The sequence below is a fragment of the Streptomyces sp. NPDC020490 genome (assembly GCF_044335305.1).
Lineage (GTDB): Bacteria > Actinomycetota > Actinomycetes > Streptomycetales > Streptomycetaceae > Streptomyces.
In genome coordinates, this window is the sequence record NZ_JBIRUY010000004.1 from 143,814 (window position 1) to 166,188 (window position 22,375).

At 73.6% G+C, this 22,375-nt stretch carries 18 protein-coding genes and 1 pseudogene; 7 read left to right on the forward strand and 12 right to left on the reverse strand.

The window, feature by feature from the left end; genetic code table 11:
* Window positions 1-47 precede the first annotated feature (47 nt).
* Entirely contained in the window at window positions 48-2,927 is a 2,880-nt protein-coding gene (locus ACH4ZX_RS07115; RefSeq protein WP_398268754.1) for a BTAD domain-containing putative transcriptional regulator, read from the reverse strand.
* 481 nt (window positions 2,928-3,408) lie between these two features.
* On the opposite strand from ACH4ZX_RS07115, the gene ACH4ZX_RS07120 reads away from it, so the two are divergent.
* The gene (locus tag ACH4ZX_RS07120) at window positions 3,409-4,803 is read left to right on the forward strand and encodes an FAD-binding oxidoreductase (RefSeq protein WP_398268757.1); all 1,395 of its coding nucleotides are present in this window, start codon (window positions 3,409-3,411) and stop codon (window positions 4,801-4,803) included.
* Between the two features lie 95 nt (window positions 4,804-4,898).
* Here ACH4ZX_RS07120 and ACH4ZX_RS07125 read toward each other — a convergent pair whose 3' ends face one another.
* The gene (locus ACH4ZX_RS07125) at window positions 4,899-5,693 is read right to left on the reverse strand and encodes a uracil-DNA glycosylase (protein WP_398268760.1); all 795 of its coding nucleotides are present in this window, start codon (window positions 5,691-5,693) and stop codon (window positions 4,899-4,901) included.
* A 190-nt stretch (window positions 5,694-5,883) separates the two neighbouring features.
* Here ACH4ZX_RS07125 and ACH4ZX_RS07130 point away from each other — a divergent pair, with 190 nt between their 5' ends.
* The 3 genes from ACH4ZX_RS07130 to ACH4ZX_RS07140 all read left to right on the forward strand — a co-directional run bounded on the left by ACH4ZX_RS07130 (window position 5,884) and on the right by ACH4ZX_RS07140 (window position 7,095).
* Complete coding sequence (locus tag ACH4ZX_RS07130; RefSeq protein ID WP_398268763.1) at window positions 5,884-6,246, forward strand: DUF488 domain-containing protein; 363 nt, start codon at window positions 5,884-5,886, stop codon at window positions 6,244-6,246.
* Window positions 6,247-6,251: 5 nt separating this feature from the next.
* The gene (locus tag ACH4ZX_RS07135) at window positions 6,252-6,656 is read left to right on the forward strand and encodes an STAS domain-containing protein (protein WP_398268766.1); all 405 of its coding nucleotides are present in this window, start codon (window positions 6,252-6,254) and stop codon (window positions 6,654-6,656) included.
* A 235-nt stretch (window positions 6,657-6,891) separates the two neighbouring features.
* Window positions 6,892-7,095 carry a cold-shock protein gene (locus ACH4ZX_RS07140; RefSeq protein ID WP_351890437.1) on the forward strand — a complete coding sequence of 68 codons (204 nt, stop codon included), beginning with the start codon at window positions 6,892-6,894 and terminating at the stop codon, window positions 7,093-7,095.
* 169 nt (window positions 7,096-7,264) lie between these two features.
* On the opposite strand, the gene ACH4ZX_RS07145 is transcribed toward ACH4ZX_RS07140, so the two are convergent.
* The 3 genes and pseudogenes from ACH4ZX_RS07145 to ACH4ZX_RS07155 form a co-directional block, all read right to left on the reverse strand.
* On the reverse strand, window positions 7,265-7,981 hold the full coding sequence (locus ACH4ZX_RS07145; protein ID WP_398268770.1) for a hypothetical protein: 717 nt from the start codon (window positions 7,979-7,981) through the stop codon (window positions 7,265-7,267).
* A gap of 203 nt (window positions 7,982-8,184) precedes the next feature.
* Window positions 8,185-9,120, reverse strand: a complete 936-nt coding sequence (locus ACH4ZX_RS07150; protein WP_398268773.1) for a LysR family transcriptional regulator — start codon at window positions 9,118-9,120, stop codon at window positions 8,185-8,187.
* 48 nt (window positions 9,121-9,168) lie between these two features.
* Window positions 9,169-9,320 (reverse strand): annotated as a pseudogene (locus ACH4ZX_RS07155) (DNA starvation/stationary phase protection protein); the annotation flags it as partial.
* A gap of 281 nt (window positions 9,321-9,601) precedes the next feature.
* On the opposite strand from ACH4ZX_RS07155, the gene ACH4ZX_RS07160 reads away from it, so the two are divergent.
* Window positions 9,602-10,969, forward strand: coding sequence for a dihydrolipoyl dehydrogenase family protein (locus ACH4ZX_RS07160; protein ID WP_398268776.1), 1,368 nt, complete (start codon window positions 9,602-9,604; stop codon window positions 10,967-10,969).
* Between the two features lie 50 nt (window positions 10,970-11,019).
* Window positions 11,020-12,147, forward strand: coding sequence for a low temperature requirement protein A (locus ACH4ZX_RS07165; protein WP_398268779.1), 1,128 nt, complete (start codon window positions 11,020-11,022; stop codon window positions 12,145-12,147).
* A gap of 112 nt (window positions 12,148-12,259) precedes the next feature.
* Here the strand turns inward: ACH4ZX_RS07165 and ACH4ZX_RS07170 are convergent, their stop codons facing one another.
* From ACH4ZX_RS07170 to ACH4ZX_RS07200, 7 genes are all read right to left on the reverse strand, one after another.
* Window positions 12,260-13,237, reverse strand: a complete 978-nt coding sequence (locus ACH4ZX_RS07170; RefSeq protein ID WP_398268782.1) for an alpha/beta hydrolase — start codon at window positions 13,235-13,237, stop codon at window positions 12,260-12,262.
* A gap of 292 nt (window positions 13,238-13,529) precedes the next feature.
* Window positions 13,530-14,558, reverse strand: coding sequence for a helix-turn-helix domain-containing protein (locus ACH4ZX_RS07175; protein ID WP_398268785.1), 1,029 nt, complete (start codon window positions 14,556-14,558; stop codon window positions 13,530-13,532).
* Between the two features lie 41 nt (window positions 14,559-14,599).
* On the reverse strand, window positions 14,600-14,743 hold the full coding sequence (locus ACH4ZX_RS07180; RefSeq protein WP_398268788.1) for a hypothetical protein: 144 nt from the start codon (window positions 14,741-14,743) through the stop codon (window positions 14,600-14,602).
* Window positions 14,744-14,835: 92 nt separating this feature from the next.
* Entirely contained in the window at window positions 14,836-15,621 is a 786-nt protein-coding gene (locus ACH4ZX_RS07185; RefSeq protein ID WP_398268791.1) for an alpha/beta hydrolase, read from the reverse strand.
* An 88-nt stretch (window positions 15,622-15,709) separates the two neighbouring features.
* Window positions 15,710-18,520, reverse strand: coding sequence for an AAA family ATPase (locus ACH4ZX_RS07190; RefSeq protein WP_398268794.1), 2,811 nt, complete (start codon window positions 18,518-18,520; stop codon window positions 15,710-15,712).
* 117 nt (window positions 18,521-18,637) lie between these two features.
* The gene (locus ACH4ZX_RS07195; protein ID WP_398268797.1) at window positions 18,638-19,882 is read right to left on the reverse strand and encodes an MFS transporter; all 1,245 of its coding nucleotides are present in this window, start codon (window positions 19,880-19,882) and stop codon (window positions 18,638-18,640) included.
* Window positions 19,883-20,227: 345 nt separating this feature from the next.
* A complete protein-coding gene (locus tag ACH4ZX_RS07200) occupies window positions 20,228-20,953 on the reverse strand; it encodes an alpha/beta fold hydrolase (protein ID WP_398268800.1) in 726 nt (241 codons plus the stop codon).
* Between the two features lie 346 nt (window positions 20,954-21,299).
* Between ACH4ZX_RS07200 and ACH4ZX_RS07205 the strand changes: the two genes are divergently transcribed.
* Window positions 21,300-22,136 carry an alpha/beta fold hydrolase gene (locus tag ACH4ZX_RS07205; RefSeq protein WP_398268803.1) on the forward strand — a complete coding sequence of 279 codons (837 nt, stop codon included), beginning with the start codon at window positions 21,300-21,302 and terminating at the stop codon, window positions 22,134-22,136.
* Window positions 22,137-22,375 lie beyond the last annotated feature (239 nt).

Here is a 22,375-nt window from a genome sequence, read left to right on the forward strand (position 1 = left end):
CCGCGTCACAGCCGGGACGTGCGCCCCGGCGGCCGGACCGGTGCCGGTCACGGACGAGGACGCACGTCCGCTTCCACTCCCGCTTCCAGGTCCGCGCCCGCCCCGAGAGAGGTGACGGAGCGATACATGTACTCGTTCATGTCCGCGGGCGACATCTTCCGGCCCGCCTCGTGGCAGCGGACGAAGTCCTCCGTGGACAGCGCCTCCCGTACCAGCCTGGCGTGCCCCGGCCCGTCGACGGGGTCCATGAGGACCGGCGAGTACCCGATGCGGGAACCCTGTTCCTCGACGACGCCCAGGAGCATGGCCCCCGCCTCCCGGTGCCCGGTCAGCGTCAGCGCGGCGGCGGTGGCGTGGGCGATCGCCAGCCAGCCGGTGACGTCGCCCTCCTCCTCGATCACCCGCAGGGCGGCCACACCCGCGGCGAGCGCCTCGGCCGGGCGGCCCTCGGCGATGTCGCTCTTCATCAGCAGCCAGCCGGACGACGCCTGGACGAACCGGTGACCGCAGGCCCTGGCCATGTCCCTGGACCGGGTCAGGATCTCCCGTGCCCGGTCGCTCGGTCCCGTCATGCGCAGCAGCATCCCGAGGACCATGCGCGTCTCGGACTCCAGCCAGGGTTCCTGCGACGCGCGGGCCAGTTCGACCGCGCCCTCGGCGATCTTCTCGCTGCCCGGTTTGCCCAGCAGCCCCTCGAACAGCGCACGGTAGGCGAGCGCCCCGGCCTCGGACCTGAGGTCGTCGGCCTCCCGGGCGTGCCGGGCCGCTTCCGCCGACGCCTGGGCCGCCGTCGCGAAGTCGCCCAGCAGGTAGGACAGCGCCCCCATCCCCATCAGGGCGCGTGCCCGCGGACCCGGCGCGCCCTCGGGGCAGATGTCCAGGGCCGCCTTCAGCCAGCCCAGGCCCTCGGCGATGTGACCCCACCGGTACCAGTACCGGTGCAGGGCGCCGGCCAGGCGGAGCGCGTACTCGGAGTCCCTGGCGAGCAGCGCGGAGGTGAACGCCGCCCTGATCTCGGGCAGGTCCCGGGTCGTCTGTTCCATGCCCGCCCGCGCGTGCTTGCCGTACAGCAGCTGCTCGGCCGCCTCGGCCCGGCCCAGCACCCACGACCGGTGCGACGCCTGGGCGGCGGTCAGCACCGCCGGATCGGCCTTGCGGCGGGCGAAGTCCTTGAGGGTCTGGAGCATGCGGTAGCGCCGGGGCCGGCTGCCGGCCACCGTGGCGAGCAGGGACTTGCGGACGAGCGCGGTCAGGTCGGAGAGCACCGGCCTGCCGCCGACCGCGGTCGCGGCGTCCAGGTCGAAGCCGCCCGCGAACACGCTGAGCCGGTAGAACAGCTCACGCTCGGGCTGGTTCAGCAGCCGGTGGCTCCACTCCACGGTGGTCTGCAGCGCCCGGTGCCGGGCCGGGCCGGTCTCCGGTCCGCCGACGAGCACCGCGAAGGGATCGTCGAGGGCCTGCGCGATCTGGTCCACCGCCAGCATGCGGCACTGGGCGGCGGCCAGTTCGATGGCCAGCGGCAGCCCGTCGAGTTCCTGGCAGATCGCCTCGCCGGTCGCGATCTCGTGGGTGTCCGGGACCCAGCCGGGAACGGCGGCGGCCGCCCGGGTGAAGAACAGCTCCCGGGCCGCCCCGGGCGGCAGCGGTCCGACCTCGTACACCACCTCGCCCGCCACGCTCAGCGGCTCGCGGCTGGTGGCGAGGATTCGCAGTCCGGGGCAGTGCGACAGCAGGTGGGCGACGGTGCTCGCGGCGGCGCTCAGCACGTGCTCGCAGTTGTCCAGGAGCAGCAGTGTGCTGCGCTCGCCGAGCACCTGCGCCAGGCGCTCCGCCGTCGTGGCGTCACGGAAGCCGAGCACGTCGGCGATGTCGGCGACCAGCAGCTCGGGATCGGGGGTCTCCAGGTCGGCGAGCTCCACCAGCCACGGCCCGTCCTCGTCGTCGCGCGCGTGGGCCACCTCGAGGGCGAGCCGGGTCTTCCCGATGCCGCCGGCGCCGGTGAGCGTGACCAGGCGGTTCTCCCGGAGCAGGGCGCCGACGCGGGCCCGCTCCTCGTCCCGCCCGACCAGTCCGGTCAGCGCCAGGGGCAGCCGGCGACCGCGCCGGGCCGGGGCCGCGGGCTCGAGGTCCACCGGCTGCACCGGGCCGGTGACGGGCGGCGCGGCGGAGGAGTCCTGCTCCAGCAGCGCCACCTCCAGGCGGCGCAGCGACGGTCCCGGGTCGACGCCCAGTTCCTCCGCGAGCACCCGGCGGGCCGTGCGCAGCGCCGACAGCGCGTCGCCCTGCCGCCCCGACCGGTACAGGGCCAGCGCGAGCAGTTCCCAGCCCCGTTCGCTGAGCGGCTGCTCGGCCGTGTGCTTCTCCAGGTCGCCGATCACCGCGGTGTGCCGCCCCCGGGCCAGCTCGGCGGTGAACAGGTCCTCCTGGGCGGACAGCCGGAGACCGTGCAGCCGGGCGGCCTCGGGCACGGCGAAGGCGTACTCGGCGAACTCGTGGTACGCGGGTCCCCGCCACAGGCCGAGTGCCTCGTCGAGCACGGCGGCGGCCGCGTCGGGGTCCCCCGAGCGCACCAGGCGCTCGCCCTGTGCGGCGAGTTCCGTGAACCGCTCCGCGTCCACCTGCTCCGGCTTCAGGCGCAGGGCGTACCCGAGGCCCTCCCGGACCACCACCTGTGCCGAGCCCCCGGTCGTGCGTCCCGGCTCGAGCACCTTGCGCAGGCCCGCTATGTACGAGTGCAAGGTGGCCGTGGTCGGGTCGCTCTGGCCGTCCCAGGCATCGTTGATCAACACGTCCTGCGGCACCAGCCGGCCGCGGGCGGCCACCAGCACCGCGAGCACGGCACGCTGCCGTATCCCCCCCAGCGCGACCGGCCGGCCGTCCACGCTGGCCGAAACAGGCCCCAGCACACCGATGCGGACCTCGTGCATTCTTTGCCCCGTCCCTCAATTGGACCAAGAGAATGCCAGAAAAGGTCGCCAAAGCAGAACGGCTGCCGTCCATCCGGACATATCCGTGACATTACTATCCGGCCACCTGCCCGGCGGCGGGCCCGCGCACTGCCGTGCATGGGCCCGCCACAGCCGTGCGCCGGCCCGCATCCGGGGTCTGCACCGGCCGTCGCCCGGACGTTCGCCGGCCCCGGGCCGTCCCCTCGCAGCCCACTGCGACCGTGCCGTCACTTGAAGGCCACTGGAGCCGGCGACCGTGCCGTCACTTGAACGCCACTGACCCGGCCGCCGCCTTGAAGGTCGCTGGAACCCGGTCGCCGCCCACTGGAACACCGTTCCAGCTGCCTTGCAGAACCGGCCCGCAGTATCGGTTCCGGCCGCCCGGCCAGGCGCTCCACGAGGAGACCTGGGCGGGCCGGCCGAACGGTTCGAAGCCCTTCTCAGGACTGGAGACATACCGATGCCCACGCCAGTGACCCCCCACCGCTCCCTCACCGAAGACGACGTACGGCTGCTGCGCTCCGGGGTCTCGGGCCAGGTGTACCTGCAGGGCGACCCCGGACTGACCGAGGAGGCCGCCGGCTTCAACCTGGCCGTCGTGCACAGCCCGGTCGCCGTGGTGGCGGCCGACCACGCGCAGGACGTCGTGGCCGCGGTGCGCTGGGCCGCCGAGCGGGGCGTCCCGGTCGCCGTCCAGGCCACCGGGCACGGGAGCGCGCCGTGCGACGGCGGGCTGCTCATCAGCACCCGCGGCATGCGCGGAGTCCTCGTCGACCCCGAGCGGTCCGTGGCACGCATCGAGGCGGGGACCCGCTGGCGCGAGGTCGTCGACGCCGCCGCCGGGCACGGCCTCGCCCCACTGTGCGGCTCGTCCTCCGGCGTGGGAGCGGTCGGCTACACCCTCGGCGGCGGCATCGGTCTGCTGAGCCGGGAGTACGGTTTCGCCGCCGACCACGTGGTCGCGCTCGACCTGGTGACGGCCGACGGCCGCCTGCGGCACGTGACGGCCGACGCCGAGCCGGAACTGTTCTGGGCCGTCCGCGGCGGACGGGGCCAGTTCGGCATCGTCACCGCGATCGAGGTCCGCCTCTTCCCGGTGACCACCCTGTACGCCGGAGGCATCTTCTTCGAGGCCTCCTCGACGGCCTCGGTGCTGCACGCCTACCGCGACTGGGCGCCGACGCTGCCCGAGACGGCGCACAGCTCCGTCGCCCTGCTGCGTCTGCCGCCGCTGGAGGAGCTGCCGGAGCCCCTGCGCGGCAAGTTCGTCGTCCACCTGCGGTACTCGTACAACGGCCCGGCCGAGGAGGGCGAGGCGCTGCTCGCGCCCATGCGCCAGAGCGGTGAAGCGGTGCTGGACCACATCGGGCCGCTGCCGTTCACGGAGACGGACTCGGTGTGCCAGGACCCCAAGGACCCGATGCCCGGCTGGCACCAGGGCAGCCTGCTCCGCTCGCTCGACGCGGACACCGTGGACGCCCTGATCGACGCGGCGGGCCCGCAGGCCGACGTACCTCCGCTCGTCGTGGAGATCCGTCAGCTCGGCGGCGCCCTGTCCCGTCCGGCGACCCCGCCGAACGCGGTCGCCGGCCGTGACGGCGCCTACTGCGTGCACGTGGTCGGCCCGCTGCTGCCCGGCCTGGAGGAGGCGGTCCCGGCGGCCGGCAACGGCGTCGTCGACGCGCTGAAGCCCTGGTCGACCGGTGGCGCGCTGCTCAACTTCAGCGTGGTCTCCACTCCGGAGGAAGTGGCCGCGGTCTGGGGCGCGGAGGCCCACGCCCGACTCGCCGCCGTCAAGCGCGCCGAGGACCCGGCCAACCTCTTCCGCTTCGGGCCCGCCCTCTCGGACGGCTGACGGCCCCGCCTCACCGCCTCCGCACGGGCACCCGCCCCCGCACCCCGGGGTGCCCCGTGCCCGGCCGCCGTCATCCGCTCGCCCTGGACACCGGCTCAGGTGTCCAGGGGGCGCGCTCCGGTCCGGGTGGGCAGTCCGGCGGCCTCCGCACCGCGGCGCAGCACGTCGCGGAGCATGGCGGGCGTGAGGGTGCGGGTGGACATGTTGCGCAGGCTGGGGTGGTAACCGCCGATCAGGCGCACTTCCCGCTCGCCCGCCGGATCGACGACCGGCGCTTCGGCGCCGTGCCCGAAGACCGGGCGCGGGCTCGGCAGCCGCCATCCGGCGCCGGCCAGTACGGGCAGCAGCGCGTGCCAGGCGAACGCGCCGAGGACCACGACCGCCCGCAGGGCCGGCCGCAGCAGGTCCAGCTCACGGGCGAGCCACGGACGACAGGTGTCCCGCTCGGCCGTGGTGGGCCGGTTGGCCGGGGGAGCGCAGTGCACCGGCACCGTGATCCGCACTCCGTACAGCTCCATCCCGTCGTCGCGGTGCGCGGCGACCGGCTGGGAGGCCAGCCCGATGTCGTACAGGGCGGCGTACAGCGCGTCGCCGGACGGGTCACCGGTGAAGATGCGCCCGGTACGGTTCCCGCCGTGCGCGGCCGGAGCCAGCCCGACGATCACCAGCGACGCGTCCGCCGGGCCGAACCCGGGCACCGGACGCGCCCAGTACTCCCAGTCCCGGAACGCCCTGCGCCTGACCCGAGCGACCTCCTCCCGCCAGGCCACCAGCCGCGGGCACGCCCGGCACGTCGCCACCGCCGCGTCCAGCTCGCCCGTCGACTGCGTCCGAGGCGCCGTCCGCGCGGGAAAATCATATGCCTGGGCCGAAGGCCGTCTGCCGGGCATGTGCCCTCCTCGTCGATACGCCGTTCCGGACCCCGCCCCCCGACGGACCGCCTCGACCGACCCGGCGGCGTCCCGGCCGATGTGCCCGACCCATCGATAAGATGGACGAGTCGGGTCCCCGTGCTTCGCGGCAGCGACTGGAGCTGCCCGCCCGGGCCGGGAGTCCCGACCGATCTGGAAGGGCACGGCCATGGCCGAACAGATCACCTGTCGCAGAATCTACGAGGATGCCACGCCGCAGGACGGCAGGCGCGTGCTGGTCGACCGGGTCTGGCCGCGGGGCATGCGCAAGGAGGACGCGCATCTGGACGAGTGGCTGCGCGACATCGCGCCGTCGACCGAACTGCGCAAGTGGTACGCCCATGAACCCAGCCGGTTCGCCGAGTTCCGCCGCCGCTACCTGGCGGAACTCCGCGACGCCGGACACCGTGAGGCGGCCGGACACCTGCGTGACCTGGCAGCGCACGACAGGCTCGTGCTGCTGACCGCCACCAAGGACGTCGACCACAGCCAGGCCGCCGTCCTCGCCGAATGGCTGACCCGGAACAGGTGACGGCAATGCGAGCGAACATCGTCCGGCACGAGAGCATGACCGTGAGCTACACCATGGTGAACGGCTGGACCGTCGTCGAACTCGACGGCGACGTGGACGCCCACACCGCCCCCATGATCCGTGAAGCGGTGATCAAGCTCATCGACGATGGACACCACCACTTCGTCCTGGACCTGGGCTTCGTCCCCTTCATGGACTCGATGGGACTGGGCGTGATCGTGGCGATCACGAAACGCATCCGGCAGCACGAAGGCTCACTGCGCGTCGCGTCCGCCTCCGGCCGGACCCTGAGGATCTTCGACCTCAGCGGCCTGCGCGACTCCTACGAGATCTGCCCCTCGACGGAGGAGGCCACCCGAACCGCCCCCTCGCTCGGCAGCCTCGCACACTGGCCCCATGTCCCCGACTGAGGAGGCTCACCGCCCTCGCCGTGACCCGCGTACGACGGGGCTCACGGCGTTTCGGCCTGGCGGTGCCCTCGGAAGAGGGCTTAGCGTAATCCACAGAGCAGTCGTGGTTCCGAAGTCGTTCGCCCGCGGTCACCTTGCCTGCGGGCGCTTTGCCGTGCAGCCCTCTCCGGACCAGGGCGATCACCTCCGGACCCGCAGCACCGTGCGGGACCGAACACCCTCGAAGGAGACAGACATGGCCAAGGGCACTGTGAAGTGGTTCAACGCGGAGAAGGGCTTCGGCTTCATCGAGCAGGAGGGCGGCGGCCCGGACGTCTTCGCCCACTACTCCAACATCGCCGGTCAGGGCTACCGCGAACTGCGGGAGGGCCAGCACGTCGAGTTCGACGTCACGCAGGGCCAGAAGGGTCCCCAGGCGGAGAACATCCGCGTCGTCTGACCCCGGCACCCGGACCCCGGGGGCCGGCCCCCCCCCCGCCCGGCGGCGCGGGGGGGGCCCCCCCCCCCCCCCCCCCCCCCCCCCCCCCCCCCCCCCCCCCCCCCCGCGCGTGAACCCCACCGCCGACGCGGCCGGCCCGCGGCAGGGAATACCGCCGGGCGAAGGCGAGTCATAGTCGCGCTTCCCAGAGGGTGTAGCCCTTGAGGTTTCCGAGTCTCCGGTAGAGGCCGGGGGACCGGGAAAGCTCGTACCGCCAGTCTCCGTCGGATCCGCCGTGCCATCGCACCGTGACGGTGGAGGCCTGGATGAGGGTGCCGCCGGGTTGCCGGTAGGCCAGGGAGACGACGGCCTGTCGATCCGAGTAGCTGTCGAAGCGGAACCCGGCCGGCTGCAGCAGCTCTCCCGGCTCGGACGGGGACCGCCTGCCTCTCTCCGCATCGCGCTCGGTGCGTGCGCGGACGTAGCCGTCGCGGCCGTCGCCGTAGGCCTGCTCTCCGACCACGGCCTTCCACCGGGTCGCCAACGGGATGCGGACGCCTATCTGCAAGGCGGCGAGGAGCGCACCGGCAGGGTTGTGCGCGTAGCAGCGCGCGATGTCTCCGGTGGTCCTCGTCGGGCCCAGCACGGAAGAGACGGGTACGGCGACACCTTTGAACATCTCCCAGGAGACCCCCTCGGGCGGGGCGGTCAGGCCGACGTGCCGGCCGGAGGGGCGTGTGGCCGGGCAGCCTTCGCGGCTTGCCTCGGAGGCTGTGCCGGCCGTGGCCGGTGCCGTCGGGTTTTCACCGGTGGCTGGTGGCGACTGGCAGCCGGCGGCCGTCGTCGCGGCGAGCAGTGCCAGCGCGGGCCAGGCCGTGAGGCGGATGCGGTGTCGTGAGTCGGCCACGGGCGTCGTGTTTCCCGTCTTCGGGGCTGGTGTCGTCAAGGGCGGGGGGTTCAGCCGCCGATCATGCCGTACTTCTCCGCGGATCTCATCCGGGCGGCGACCGCAACGGCGCCCGCGCGGAAGGGAGTTCGGCGACCCGGCGGGCGCGGGCACGGTATTCGCCGGGCGGCATGCCGTAGCCGGAACGGAAGGCCCGGGAGACGTCAGGTGATGTGGCGCAGCAGCGCGGCGACTGCCGGCGGGGCTTCGCCGGGGGGTCGTACCACCATGATGTTCCAGCTCGGCGCGTGCCGGTCGAACCGGTACTGGGGCAGATCGGGGAAGCGGTCCGCGATCGACTTGGGCATGATGCAGACGCCCAGGTCGTTGCGGACCAGCTCGGCCGCCGCGCCGATGTCGTTCACCTCGAACGTGGTGCTGCGGTCGACGCCCGCGGCCCGGAAGGCCCGGTCGACCGCGTAGCGGATGGCCCAGCCGGGGGTGAAGTCCACCAGGGGCAACCGCGCGACGTCGGCGAGCCGGACCTCGCCGTTCGGCGCCGCCCCGGTGAGCACCCGCCGGGGCGCCGCCAGCAGCACCATGTCCTCGCGGGACAGCAGCCGGGTCGCGAGCCCCCGCTGCTGCTGGCGGTCCAGCGCGACCACGGCCAGATCCACGGTGCCCTCACGCAGTGCCTGCCGGATGTCGGCGACGGCTGCCTGCCGCAGCCGCACGACCACGCCCGGATGCTCCGCACGCAGCGCGGCCAGGGCGTGGTGGAGCCCCGCCCACACCCCCTGCATCGTGCCGACCGTCACCCGCCCGCACAACTGCCCCCGTACGGCGTCGACGGCCTCCCGGGCCAGTTCGGCGGCCCGGAGCGTCGCACGGGCGGCGGGGACGAACGCCTCACCGGCCGGGGTGAGGGCGACGCGGTGCGTGGTGCGGTCGAACAAGGGGGTGCCCAGTTCGCGTTCGAGCGCGCGGACCGTGCTGGACACGGCGGACTGGACCACGTGCAGCCGGCGTGATGCCGCCGTGAACCCGCCGGTGTCCGCCACCGCGACGACGACCTCCATCTGCCGCAGATCCATCATCCGCTCCCGGTCCAGCAGCGTTCCGTCCGGCGCGGGGGCGACCGGCGTCGATCTCCGCTGCATCGTACGAGGAAAGCCCGCGGACGGGCGGGCCGGGCCCGCGGCCGTTCCTCAGGCGCGGACCAGCGGTGTGCCGACCAGATGCTCGGCCAGGAACCACGCCTGCCGTTCGCCGGTCCGGATCACCTGGGAGACCAGCGGTCGATGGTGCCGTCGTCACCGTACTCGGCGGTCCGGGCGGCGGCGTCGTGGGCGTCGGCCAGTGGTGCTTCTTGTAGGGGCCGTAGAGGATCTGCGTGTCCGCGAGGACCTTGTTCATGCGCATGCGGTGGTGCCCGCCAGCGCACGGTGCCCGGTCGTGCCCGGTCGTGCCGGTCGTGCCCCGTCCTTGTGCCCGGCGTTCCCACGTTCCCACGTTCCCGGCGTGCCCGGCGTTCGCTCTCGGGCAAGCATCCGTGCGTCGGCGGACTTGGACCGCCGTCCCGGCCGTTCTAGCGTCGGCCGGGAAGTCCGTGCGCGGAGAGCCGGCGGAACGAGGAGAGGCATGGGCGTGAACGAACAGGCGGACGTGGTGGTCGTCGGGCTGGGGCCGGGCGGCGAGCACGTCGCCGGCACGCTGGCCGAAGCGGGACTGGACGTGGTGGGGGTCGAGGCGGACCTCGTCGGCGGCGAGTGCCCGTACTGGGCGTGCGTGCCCAGCAAGATGATGATCCGGGCCGGGAACCTGCTCGCCGAGGCGGGCCGGGTTCCCGCCCTCGCCGGTGCGGCGGCCGTGACTCCGGACTGGACCAGGGTCGCCGGACGGATCCGCGACCAGGCCACCGACGACTGGAACGACAAGGTCGCCGCGGACCGCTTCACGGCGAAGGGCGGCCGGCTCGTCCGGGGCGCGGGCCGCCTCGCCGGGCCGCGCCGTGTGACGGTCGGCGACCGCACCTTCGAGGCCCGGCGCGGTGTCGTGCTGGCCACCGGTACCCGGCCCAGGATCCCACCGGTGCCGGGGCTGGAGGGAACGCCCTACTGGACCAACCGGGACGCCATGGCGGCCGAGGCACTGCCCGCGTCGATGCTGGTTCTCGGCGGGGGCGCCATCGGTGTCGAACTCGCGCAGGTCTTCGCCCGCTTCAAGTGCGCGGTCACCGTGATCGAGGGGCAGGAGCGGCTGCTGTCGCAGGAGGAGCCCGAGGCGGGGGAGCTGGCCGCGGATGCGCTGCGCGCGGACGGCGTCACCGTTCTCACCGGCGCGCGGGCGCGGCAGGTCGCTCACGACGGCTCCGGGTTCACCGTACGCCTCGAAGGCGACGACCGGCCGCTGCGTGCCGAACGGCTTCTGGTCGCCACCGGACGGCGGGCCGACCTGAGCCCGCTGGCGGTCGACACGGTGGGGCTCGACCCGGCCGCCGGAGCCGTTCCCACGGACGGGCGGATGCGGGCCGCGGAGGGGCTGTGGGCGGTCGGCGACATCACCGGCCGGGGCGCCTTCACTCACGTGTCGATGTACCAGGCGCAGATCGCCGTCCGGGACATCCTCGGGCAGTCCGGACCCGACGCCGACTACCGTGCGCTGCCCCGCGTCACGTTCACCGATCCGGAGATCGGGGCCGTGGGCCTGACGGAGCGACAGGCCCGGGAGCGCGGGCTGCGCGTGCGCACCGGCGTGGTGACCGTCGCCTCCTCCGCGCGCGGCTGGATCCACGGGCCGGGCAACGAGGGGTTCATCAAGCTCGTCGAGGACGCCGACCGGGGTGTGCTGGTCGGTGCGACCTCGGCGGGGCCGGTGGGCGGGGAGGTGCTGTACGGGCTGAACGTGGCCGTCCACGCCGAGGTGCCCGTCGGCCGGCTTCAGCACATGATCTACACGTATCCGACCTTCCACCGGACCATCGAGACGGCCCTGGGAGCCCTCCGCTGAGCGGCGTCCCGGCCCCGCAGGCGGCCCCGCGCGCCGGGCGGTGGCGCGCCATGGTGGGCCGCAATCCGGGCGAGCCGCACCGAGCCGCCACCTCGCTGGAACTCTTCTTCGACCTGTGCTTCGTCGTCGCGGTGGCGCAGGCGTCCACGAGTCTGCACGAAGCGCTGACGGACGGGCAGCACGCCGGCGGCGTGCTGCGCTTCGCGCTGGTCTTCTTCGCCATCTGGTGGGCGTGGATGAACTTCACCTGGTTCGCCTCCGCCTACGACCCCGGCGACGTCGCGTACCGGCTGACGGTCCTGGTGCAGATCACGGGCTCCCTGGTGCTCGCCGCCGGGGTGCGCCGTGCGTTCGAGGACGGGGACCTGTACGTCATCACGCTCGGGTACGTCGTGCTGCGTACGGCGCTGGCCACGCTCTGGCTGCGCGCCGCGCTGTCCGACCCCGCCCGGCGCGGGACCGCGCTGCGCTTCGCGGCCGGGGTGACGGCGTGTCAGCTCGGCTGGGTGGCCTTGCTCTTCGTCCCGGTGCCGGTGCGGCTGCCGGGCATCGTGGTGATGGTCCTCGCCGAGCTGTCCGTTCCCGTGTGGGCGCAGACCGCCGGGATGACACCGTGGCATCCGCGCCACATCGCCGAGCGCTACGAGCTGTTCACCCTCATCGTCCTCGGCGAGTCCGTCTCGGCCGCCACCGTCGCCGTCCGCGGCGCCTTCGACCGGCACCACGGCACCGGTTCGCTGCACGCGCTGGCGGCCGGCGGCCTGCTCATGGCCTTCGCCATGTGGTGGCTGTACTTCGCCCGCCCCGCGCACACGCTGCTCGCCACCACGTACCAGGTCCGCCACCGGAGATTCCCCTGGGCCTACGGCCACTACCTGATCTTCGCCTCGGCGACCGCCGAGGGCGCCGGGCTGGCCGCGTACGCCGATCACGTCACGCGTCACGGCGGGGCCTCGCCGATCGCGGCCGGCGCCGCGGTCACCGTTCCGGCGGCCGTCTTCCTGATCACGGTCTGGGGCGTGCACCTGCGGCCGCACCAAAGCAGCCTGGGGGAGCGGATCGTGTTCCCCGTCGCCGCAGTGGGCGTCCTGGCGGCCGCCTGGTCCCCGGCACCGGCGCTGCTCGCCGGTGTGCTCCTGGCGGGCCTGGTCGCGGTGGTCACGGTCCCGCGCCGGTGAGACCGGGCCGCGGCGGTGTCCGGGCCGCGCCCGGTGGCCGGCCCCGGGCCATGACGACGGGGGCCGCGCGGACGGACACCGTAGGGGAGATCCGTCCGCGCGGCCCGGTGTGTCAGCCCGCGTGCAGCGCGCCGCGCAGGACGCCGGTCGCCAGCGTGATGGCGGCCTCGGCGGCGTGGGTCTCGCGCAGGGCGTTGAGCATCACGAAGTCGTGGATGATCCCCTGGAAGCGGACCGCGGTGACCGGGACGCCGGCCTCGCGCAGCTTGTTGGCGTAGGCCTCGCCCTCGTCGCGGAGCACGTCGGCCTCGCCGGTGATGACCAGGGCCGGGGGCAGGCCGGTGAGCTGCTCGGTGGTGGCGCGCAGCGGGGACGCGGTGATCTGGGCGCGCTCGGCCTCGTCGGTCGTGTACTGGTCCCAGAACCACTGCATGCCGTCGCGGCGCAGGAAGTAGCCCGTGGCGAACTGGTGGTACGAGCCGGTGTCGAAGTTCGCGTCGGTCACCGGGTAGAACAGCACCTGCTGCACCAGCGGGACGTCGCCGCGCTCCTTGGCCATCAGGGTGAGCGCGGCCGTCATGTTGCCGCCGACGGAGTCGCCCGCCACGGCCAGCCGGGAGGCGTCCAGCCCCTTGGCGGCGCCCTCCTCGACGACCCACTTCGCGACCGTGTAGTTCTGCTCGATGGCGACCGGGTAGCGGACCTCGGGCGACAGGTCGTACTCGGGGAACACCACGGCGGCGCCCGCCCCGACGGCGAGCTCGCGCACCAGGCGGTCGTGCGTGTGGGCGTTGCCGAACACCCAGCCCGCGCCGTGGATGTAGAGGATCACCGGCAGCGTCCCCTCGGCGCCCGCGGGCTTGACGACGCGGGCCCGGACACTGCCCGTCGGGCCGCCCGGGACCGTGATCCACTCCTCGTCGATCCGCGGCTTCTCGATCTCGCCGGACTGCACCTCGTCGACCGCCTTGCGCCCCTCCGCCGGGGGCAGGTCGAAGAGGTAGGGCGGGTTGGCCGTGGCCTCGGCGAACGCGGCCGCGGCCGGCTCCAGGACCGGCCGGACCGGTACGACGGCTTCGGAGTCGGACATGTGGTTCTCCCGGGTTCATGGGGTACGCCGGAATTCCCGGCGGGATGACGCGGCTCCGGGGCAGGCACGGAATCCCGCGGAGCCGCCGGTCACCACGCTAGGCGGCGCCGGCGCCCGCGATTGTCCACGGGCGCACCGGATCTGACCCCGCAGTGCACGGAGCGGCGGTGCACTGTCGGAACGCATCCAGTGCACCGCCGGGAAACACGAACGCTCCGGCGCGCAATGGCCTGGCGGCGCAGCAGTCGAGGGCGCCGGACGCGAGCCGGATGCCGGGGCGGAGCGGAACGGTTCACGCGTCGACGAGCCCCGTGGGCGGGGGCGGCGCGGGGCACGGCGTCGCGGCCTGGGTGTCGCGCCATTCGCGGGGAGCCATCCCGTAGGCGGCCCGGAACACCCGGCTGAAGTGGGCGGCGCTGGTGAAACCCCATCGGTGCGCCACCGCGGCGATCGTGGAGCCGCCCGCCTGCCGTGCCAGGTCGCGGCGGCACTCCTCCAGGCGGCGCCGCTGGATCCACCGGCCGACGGTGACGTCCTCGCCCTCGAACAGCTTGTGCAGGTAGCGCAGGGAGATGTGGTGGGCCCGGGCGATGGCCTGCGGGGTGAGATCGGGGTCCGCGAGATGACGGTCGATGAACTCCTGGATCCGCAGCAGCAGTGCCCGGTTCCCGCCGGGTGTGTCCGCGTCCGGCCGGCCGAGGACCTCGTCGGCCAGCACGCCGAGCAGGTCCACGACGTTACGGGCCATCAGTTCGCTGGTGCGCGGCGGGTAGGTCCCGGCGCCGTCGACGAGGCCGGCCAGGAAGGGCGAGAGCAGCGAACCGAGGGGCGTGTCGGGGCCGAGCGGGGAGGCCGTGACACGAGCCATGTCGGCCTCGCTCAGGCCCAGGACGTCTCTCGGCAGGACGAGGGACTTCGTCCGGAAGGACTGGGGCAGATTCAGCAGGACGGGGCGGGCCATGTCGTAGACGAAGACGTCCCCCGGCCCGAGGAGCGCTTCACGGCCGTCCTGCTCCAGCCGGGCGACCCCTCTTTCCAGCAGTTTGACGACCACGTACTCGTCGTCGCCGCCCTGCTGGACGAGCCGGCGCGTCCGCAGCGCGGACAGACAGTCGGCGCCGTCCACGGTGACGGCCTGGAGCCGGCCGATCGGCGCGGTACGGATCGTGCCGGAGTACACCTCGTCCGGGACGGTCATGTCCACGGCGCCGAAGGTCCGGGACAGGGCCTCGCGCCAGTACGCCCGTCTGCGGCCGACGGGCAGCGAATCGGTGCTGTGGAAGCTGCCGGGGGCGCTTCTCTCCTGGACATCCGCCGTCATGATCTCCGTCCTCCAACCGCCGCGTCCTGGGGAACACCGTGTCAGCGGGCCCCGGGGCGGCACATCGCGTGAATCCGTGAGATCAGGGGCGCGGGCCGGAGACGGGACGCCTCCTGCTTGCCGGAGCCGCTGGTGGAACCGGCGGTGACGTAGCGCCGGGCGACGGCGAGCAGGAGTGAGATCACGGCCTGCCTTCACCGAGTGACGAGCGGCGAGTGACGAGCCGCGTCTGCGGCCGGAGTCGGATGTCGGGAGGGTGTCCCGGGTCCGGCAGGCGTCAGCAGCCCATGCCGGTGTCGTCCGTTCGGGCGAATGTCATCGGGCCAAGGCCGTCGACCTGCTCGACCGCCTCCCGGATCATCGCCACCACGGCATCGGGCTGCGACAGCACTACGGCGTGCGAGCCGTCCAGCAGGTGTTCGGTGGCCGCCATGCGCTGCGCCATGAAGCGCTGAGCGGTGGGGTTGAGCATCCGGTCGGCGGTCGCGATGGCATACCAGGAGGGCTTGGAGGCCCAGGCCGGCGGGCCCGATCTGCCGGTCAGCGCGCCGCAGGCGATCGGGCGTTGGAGCACGGACAGCACCTCCTCGACGCCGGACGGCAGGTCGGCGGCGTACACCTGGGAGAACCGCTCCCTGCGGATGTAGAGCTCGCACTCCCGGCTGCCGGGGATCCGGACGGGGAGGGCGGCGATCCGGGTCGCCTCGGCCGACGGCACGGGGGCGAAGCGGTTGGTGATGTCCAGGACGCACTCACCCGCGTCGAGGCCGAACGCCGCGACGTAGCACAACGCCACGACGTTGTCGGCGTCGGTGGCGGCGTGGGTGATGACGGCGCCACCGTAGTCGTGGCCGACCAGCACGACGGGCACGGCGATCTCGCGCACCGCGCTCCTGATGCAGGCGGCGTCCTGCTCCAGCCCGCGCAGCGGGTTCGCCAGGGCCCGCACGGTCATTCCGGCGGTCTGCAGGAGACGGACGACCCCCGCCCAGCACGAGGCGTCGGTGAACGCCCCGTGCACCAGCAGGACGGTCGGCGGTGCCGCGGGGGTGAGCTGGTGCATGCCGGTGACCTCCGACCGAGTGTGGCGATCCCCCAGCCAAGCGCGGGCGGGGCCGGCGGGACATCGCGCGAACGTACCAATGATCCACTCAGTCGTCGGGCAGGGCCATGACCACATTCGCCAGCTGCACCCGGGAGTTGACCGCCAGCTTCCGGAAGACGGAGGTCAGATGAGTGTTGACGGTGTGCGGGGAGACGACGAGCAGGTCGGCGGCCGACCGGTTGGTGTGACCCTGGGCGATGAGGCGCGCGACCTTCTGCTCCGAGGCGGTGAGGGCGCCCCAGCCCTGAACGGGGCGCTGCACGGCCGTCGCCCTGCGGCCGCCGGCCCCCGCACCGTCCAGATCGTGCCGCAGGCGGGCCGCTGCCGCGTGGGCGCCCGACCTGGCGAACATGTCCTGGGCGTGCGTCAGGGCGGCGGCCGCCCGGCGTTTCCGGCCCGCCGCGAGGAGCGCCCGTCCGAGGTCGGCGCAGGCGGCGGCCCGGACCAGCGGGCGGGGGCTCGCCTCGAGCAGCGTCACGGAGCGTTCCAGCAGGGCGAGATCGTCCCGCACGAGTCCGAGGGCCTGCGCCGCGATGCCCGTGGCGGTCGGCACGGAAGGGTTGCGCCGGGCGTGGGCCCCGGCCTGTGCGGCCAGGTCCCCGGCGAGTTCGTGGTCCGCGCCGCGCAGGGCGATGCGTATCGCGGCGTCGACCCAGTCGCGCAACAGCCGCCACCGCATGAAGGAACCTTCCGCCTGCACCTGCCGGATCTTGGCGACGGCACGCTCGGCGTCCCCGTCCGCCTCGGCGTGGACCGCTTCCAGGAAACGCACCGCGGCCGTGTTGCCCGGGTTCGGTTTGACCGCGAGTCTGTCCCGCGCCGCGACCAAGTGCTCCCGCGCCGCATCCCGGTCACCGCGCAGCAGGGCGATCCGGGAGCGGATCACGCGGCCGTTCACCTGCTGCACGGGTACCTGTACGTCGTCCTCCAGGCGCTCCATGGTCGCGAAGCCGGCGTCGGCGTCGTCGAGCCGGCCGAGCCCCAGATCGTGCTGGCCCTGCGCCCACAGCAGCATCGCCTGACGGGTGGCCCCGGCGCTCTCCGCCGCCCGCAGGAGCAGTCGCCCGCCGGACGCGAAGTCGTCCGTGTGCAGGTACGCGACGATCTCTTCGGGCAGGAAAGCGGCGTCGATGGTGGTGAGCGCGGCGAAGCGCTCCAGCGCGAGCGCGTTCTCACCCGCGTTCTGCGCGATCTCGCCGAGCCCGGAGAGGGCCAGGACGTGCGCCTCCCGGTCGCCGATCGCGACGGCGGCACGCAACGCGGCCTCGCCGGCCTCACGCGCCGCGACGAGATCAGGCCCGCGGGACAGGGCCAGCGCCCGCAGCGCGGCCAGTCTCGCCCCGGCCTCCGGTGCGGCGCCCACGACGGCGAGGGCGGATTCGGTGCGGCGGCGCAGTTCCTCGGCGAGGTCCATCTGCCACAGCGCCCCGCCGAGGGCGGCCTGCAGCCGGCTGAGCACCTCCAGCGGCGGCCGGCAGGCCAGCAGCCGGTCGCCGAGCACCAGGGCCTCCCGGCTCCGGCCGGCCCGCGTCAGGACGAGGATCGCCTGCTCACCCACGTCGAACATCAGCGGCCGTCCGGGCGGCACCAGTTCCAGGGCGCGCGTCATGAGGTCGGCCGCGAGGCACGGCGTGACCGGCAGCACGTCCTCGGCGGCCCGCCGCAGCAGCGCCACGGCCTCCTCGTCACCGGGCAGGGCGCCCCTGAGGATGTGCGGCACCGCCTCGATCGGCCGGAGGCCCGCGGCGACGAGGTGACCGGCGGCCTCCCGGTGCAGCACCTTCCGGGCCGACGGCGGGATGCCCACGTAGACCGCCTGGCGCAGCAGATCATGACGGAAGACCAGATGGTCGCCGTCGTCGTCCAGAAGCCCGGCGCGCATCGCCTCGTCGAGCGCCGGGAGCAACGCGGCGGGCGGCCGGCCGCACAGCGCGGCGGCGTCGGGGAAGCCGAATGCGCGTCCCAGCACGGCTCCCATCTGGAGGAAGCGCAGGGTGCCGGGTTGCAGGGATCTGAGTCTGCCGCGCACTCCCACCACGAGCGTCGACGGCACCGAGTCGCCCGAGAGGCCGGCGCCGTCCAGTCCCGCGAGCATCTCGACCGCGAGGAACGGGTTCCCGCCCGCCCCGTCGAGCAGGTCCCGCACCCGCTCGTCGACGGCCGCCCCGAGCACGTCGTCGGCGAGCTGGCTGATGGCCGCGCCGGACAGCGGTCCCAAGGGCACCGTGACCGTGGGAAGCGCGTCGGCGGCGGCCGCGGCGATCTCCTCCGCGGGCCCGGCGGGATCCGGGCGACCGGCCAGTATCCACAGCACCGGCGAGGTCCGCAGACGTGCCGGAAGCTGCTTCAGGGCGAACAGGCTCAGCTGGTCGGCCCACTGCACGTCGTCCAGCGCGATCAGCACCGGCGCGCTGCCCGCCCTGTCCTCGATCGCCTCCGCAAGGCGCTCCACCAGCCAGATCCGCTGATCCTGGTTGCGGGCGAGATCGGCGAAGGCGTCGCCGGACAGCAGCGGCTGATCGCCGTGCAGGACGCAGGCCGCCAACGACGACAGCGGCACGATGCGGTGCAGTTCGTCGGCCTTGCCGAGGCCGGTCGAGAACCCCGCTGCCTGGGCGTTGGTGACGGCTTCCGCGAGGAGTGTGGTCTTGCCGATGCCCGGCTCCCCCTGGATGAGGGCGAGCCCGCCGCTTCCGGTGCGGGCCACCGAGGCGATCAGTGTCCGCACCCTTTCCAGTTCGGCCTCTCGGCCGCGCAGACCGCTACGGGTCAGCGATTCGCCTGACCCCACCACTTGCGCCCCTTCCGGCCCACACTCGCCTGCCGGACGCCGCCCGATGCCGACGAGTGACCGCACCAGGCGGCAGCATATCCGGCCGCCGAAGTAGTAATGATCTTGACCTTGGATCGTGGACCGCTGTTCCGGCCCATCCTGACGGAACCCTTGCCGTGGCTTCCCGGCTGCCGGCCGGTGTCACAGGTTCGCGGCGTCCGGCTCGCCCGTCGTGCGCGGTCGGCGCTCGGTGGTCCAGTAGAGGAGCGCGATCAGGGGGAGGGCGGCGCCGAGGACGGTCAGGGCGGACCAGCCGCCGGCGTGGTAGACGGCGGAGCCGAGCTGGGAGCCGACCGCGCCACCGACGAAGAACATGGCGATGAAGGCGCTGTTGAGGCGGGCTCGCGCGGCGGGGTCGAGCTGGTAGACGGTGTGCTGGCCGAGGATCAGGGTGGTCTGCACGGCCATGTCGATGACGATCGCGGCCAGGGCGATCAGTACGACGCTGTGCCCGCCGAACCCGGCGAGCGCGAAGGCCAGCGCGGCCGCCAGGAAGGCGGCGCCGGTCATGGGGCGGACGAGCCCACGGTCGGCCCAGTGGCCGGCGAACGGGGCCACGGCCGCGCCGGCCGCGCCGACGAGGGCGAACACGCCGACCCCGATCGGGGAGAAGTGGAAGCGGGGGCCGGTCAGCACGAAGGAGACCGTGGTCCAGAAGGCGCTGAAGGCGCCGAACATCGCCGCCTGGTAGAGACCGCGCCGCGTCAGTGCCGGGTGCGTGCGCACCAGCCGGACGGTGGAGCGCAGTACGTGGTGGTACGGGAGGGCCGTGGTCGGCGCGTGCCGCGGCAGGGCCAGCCGCAGGGCCAGCGCGAGCACGGCCGTCAGGGCGGCGGAGCCGAGGAAGACGACGCGCCAGCCGGCGAGGTCGGAGACCACGCTGCTCAGGGTGCGGGAGAGCAGGATTCCGGTGAGCAGCCCGCTCATCACCCGGCCGACGACACGGCCGCGGGCGTGGTCGGGAGCGAGGCCGGCGGCGAACGGCACGAGGATCTGGGCGACGACCGAGGTGGCCCCGCTGACCAGCGAGGCGATCAGCAGCATGGGAAAGCTGGTGGCGAGCCCCGCCGCCACGAGGGCGAGCGTCGTGACCGTCAGCAGGACGGTGACCAGGCTGCGCTTCTCCAGCCGGTCGCCGAGCGGGACCAGGAAGAGCATGCCGATCACGTAGCCGGCCTGGGTGAGCGTGATCAGCGTGCCGGCGGTGGCCGTGCTGGTGTGGAAGACACCGCTCAGCGAGGACAGCAGGGGCTGGGCGTAGTAGAGGTTGGCGACCGTCATGCCGGAGGCGACGGCCAGGAGCGCGACCAGCCACCCCGGCACGCCGTGCGGGGCCGTCGCGGTCGCGGGCCGGTGCGGGGTCCTGAGCTCGGACGATGCGGACATGTGCGCCTTCTTGAAGGAGCGGGCCGGGGGGACCGGCGCGGGCGGGAGTGCTGTGGAATGGCCGGCAGCTTCCTCGATGCCGTCACACAGGCCTCAGCGTGACCCGCCCCTTGCTTCTTCCTCCCTCGCTGCGATGGTTCGGGATATCGGTTATCGCGGCCGGAGATGAACGCCGCGACGCTCGCCCGGCCGGGCGGTCACCGCTCCGGCACGGCGTCGCGCATGCCCGGGCCGACGGGGACGGGCGCGCGTGCGGGGCGCTTCGGGGTTCCCGGGCGGCTCGGAAGAGCAACCGCGGGCCTGCGGTCCGGGCCCCGCGGCGGTCGGCCGCGGGCCCGCACCGGATCAGGGGGCGGTGGCCCGCACCGCCTCCTCGATCAGCTCGACGACGCGCTCGGGGTGGGCGAGCATCACCAGGTGCGAGGAGTCGACCTCCACGGTGGTCATGCCGGCGCGGCGGTAACCGTACCGCTGCACCTCCGGGTTGAGGGTGTGGTCGGCTGTGGCGACCAGGCCCCAGGAGGGCCTGGTCTTCCAGGCTGCGCTCGGCGCCTTCTCGTTGAAGGCCCGCGCGGCCAGCGGACGCTGGGAGACGGCGAGTACGGAGGCGAGGCCGGGGTCGACGTCGGCGGCGAAGACGGACGGGAACCTGTCGATCTCGACCGACACATCGGTTCCTGGGGCGGCCGAACCGTCGGCCGGGAACGGCGTGTACACGAGGGCGGAGGCGAGGTCGGAGTCCGGGAAGCCGCCCTGCAGCTCGCCCAGGCACTCGTTCTCCTCCAGGGCGTAACCGGCCAGGTACACCAGCGCTCTGACGTTGTCCTCCACCCCGGCGACGGTGATGACGGCACCGCCGTAGGAGTGCCCGACCAGGACGACCGGTCCGGGTGTCTGACGGACGACCGAGGCCACGTAGGCGGAGTCGCACAGCAGGCTGCGGTTGGGCACCGCCGGGGCCACCACGTCCAGGCCACGGGCGATCAGCTCCGGGATGACGCGGGCGAAACCGGAGGCATCGGCGAAGGCGCCGTGGACCAGGACGACGGTCGGGCGGTCGGAACGGGACACGAGGCAACTCCCTGTGGACGGCGTGGCGATCGACTGAGTGAGGAACCACCGCCTCGACCGAGGTGCCTCACCGGTACGGACCGCGGGTGTGCACGGCACATTAGGAGCGGCCGGGGAGGTGTCTTGTCTGTCGGTGCATCACCTGTGGTCCGTCCGCGCCCGCGAGGAAGCGCGCACGAGGGGCGCCTCGGCCGCGCGGTGTCCTGGCACTGCCGGGCAACAAGCGGTGCGTCCGAGGACAACAGACGGCGCCACGCCCGCCCTAGCGTGCGGACATCCCGTGCCGCGCATGCCGAGAAGAAGCGTGTCCTGCGCGCCAGCCACTCCGGACGAAGGAACGAGATCCGTGCCGTACATCACCGTGGGCCAGGAGAACTCCACCACCATCGACCTGTACTACGAGGATCACGGCACCGGGCAGCCGGTCGTCCTCATCCACGGCTTCCCGCTCGACGGCCACTCCTGGGAGCGGCAGAGCGCCGTGCTGCTGGACGCGGGCTACCGCGTGATCACCTACGACCGCCGCGGCTTCGGCCGGTCCAGCCAGCCGACGACCGGGTACGACTACGACACCTTCGCGGCCGACCTGAACACCGTGCTGGAGACCCTCGACCTGCGCGACGCCGTCCTCGTCGGCTTCTCCATGGGCACCGGAGAGGTCGCCCGGTACGTGTCCGCCTACGGCACCGCCCGGGTGTCCAAGGTCGCCTTCCTGGCCTCGCTGGAGCCCTGCCTGCTCAAGACCGACGACAACCCCGACGGGGTCGCCCCGAAGGAGTTCTTCGACGGCGTCGTCGCGGCGGTCAAGGCGGACCGCTACGCGTACTACACGGACTTCTACAAGGACTTCTACAACCTCGACGAGAACCTCGGCAGCAGGATCAGCGAGGAGGCCGTGCGCAACAGCTGGAACGTCGCCGCGGGCGGCGGCTTCTTCGCGGCCGCCGCAGCGCCGTCCACCTGGTACACCGACTTCCGGGCCGACATCCCGGCCATCGACGTGCCGGCCCTGATCCTGCACGGTACCGGCGACCGCATCCTGCCCGTCGAGGGAACCGCGCGCCCCTTCCACAAGGCGCTCCCGTCCGCCGACTACGTGGAGATCGAGGGAGCTCCGCACGGTCTGCTGTGGACCCACGCGGAGGAGGTCAACACCGCGCTCCTCGCCTTTCTGAGGAAGTGACCGGCCGCAGCGCGACCGGGAGAGACCGCCGCGGCGCGAAGGGGAGAGTCCGCCGCCGCTGAAGCGGTGCCGCTCGTCCGCGGGGCTGAGCACGCTGCCCCGCGTGCGTCCGGGCGGCGGCCGGGGCGTGGGGGGGGGGGGGGGGGGGGGGGGCCGCGCGGCCCCCCCCCCCCCCCGGGGGGGGGGGGGGGGGGGGCGGGGGGGGGGGCGCGGGGGGGGGGGCGGGGCGCCGGGCCTGC

Coding starts and splice junctions, on each gene's coding strand:
- ACH4ZX_RS07125 (WP_398268760.1), bottom strand. CDS start 5,693: ATGCCCGGCAGACGGCCTTCGGCCCAGGCATATGATTTTCCCGCGCGG.
- ACH4ZX_RS07170 (WP_398268782.1), bottom strand. CDS start 13,237: ATGTCCGACTCCGAAGCCGTCGTACCGGTCCGGCCGGTCCTGGAGCCG.
- ACH4ZX_RS07130 (WP_398268763.1), top strand. CDS start 5,884: ATGGCCGAACAGATCACCTGTCGCAGAATCTACGAGGATGCCACGCCG.
- ACH4ZX_RS07150 (WP_398268773.1), bottom strand. CDS start 9,120: ATGCAGCGGAGATCGACGCCGGTCGCCCCCGCGCCGGACGGAACGCTG.
- ACH4ZX_RS07140 (WP_351890437.1), top strand. CDS start 6,892: ATGGCCAAGGGCACTGTGAAGTGGTTCAACGCGGAGAAGGGCTTCGGC.
- ACH4ZX_RS07195 (WP_398268797.1), bottom strand. CDS start 19,882: ATGTCCGCATCGTCCGAGCTCAGGACCCCGCACCGGCCCGCGACCGCG.
- ACH4ZX_RS07135 (WP_398268766.1), top strand. CDS start 6,252: ATGCGAGCGAACATCGTCCGGCACGAGAGCATGACCGTGAGCTACACC.
- ACH4ZX_RS07175 (WP_398268785.1), bottom strand. CDS start 14,558: ATGACGGCGGATGTCCAGGAGAGAAGCGCCCCCGGCAGCTTCCACAGC.
- ACH4ZX_RS07185 (WP_398268791.1), bottom strand. CDS start 15,621: ATGCACCAGCTCACCCCCGCGGCACCGCCGACCGTCCTGCTGGTGCAC.
- ACH4ZX_RS07120 (WP_398268757.1), top strand. CDS start 3,409: ATGCCCACGCCAGTGACCCCCCACCGCTCCCTCACCGAAGACGACGTA.
- ACH4ZX_RS07115 (WP_398268754.1), bottom strand. CDS start 2,927: ATGCACGAGGTCCGCATCGGTGTGCTGGGGCCTGTTTCGGCCAGCGTG.
- ACH4ZX_RS07165 (WP_398268779.1), top strand. CDS start 11,020: ATGGTGGGCCGCAATCCGGGCGAGCCGCACCGAGCCGCCACCTCGCTG.
- ACH4ZX_RS07160 (WP_398268776.1), top strand. CDS start 9,602: ATGGGCGTGAACGAACAGGCGGACGTGGTGGTCGTCGGGCTGGGGCCG.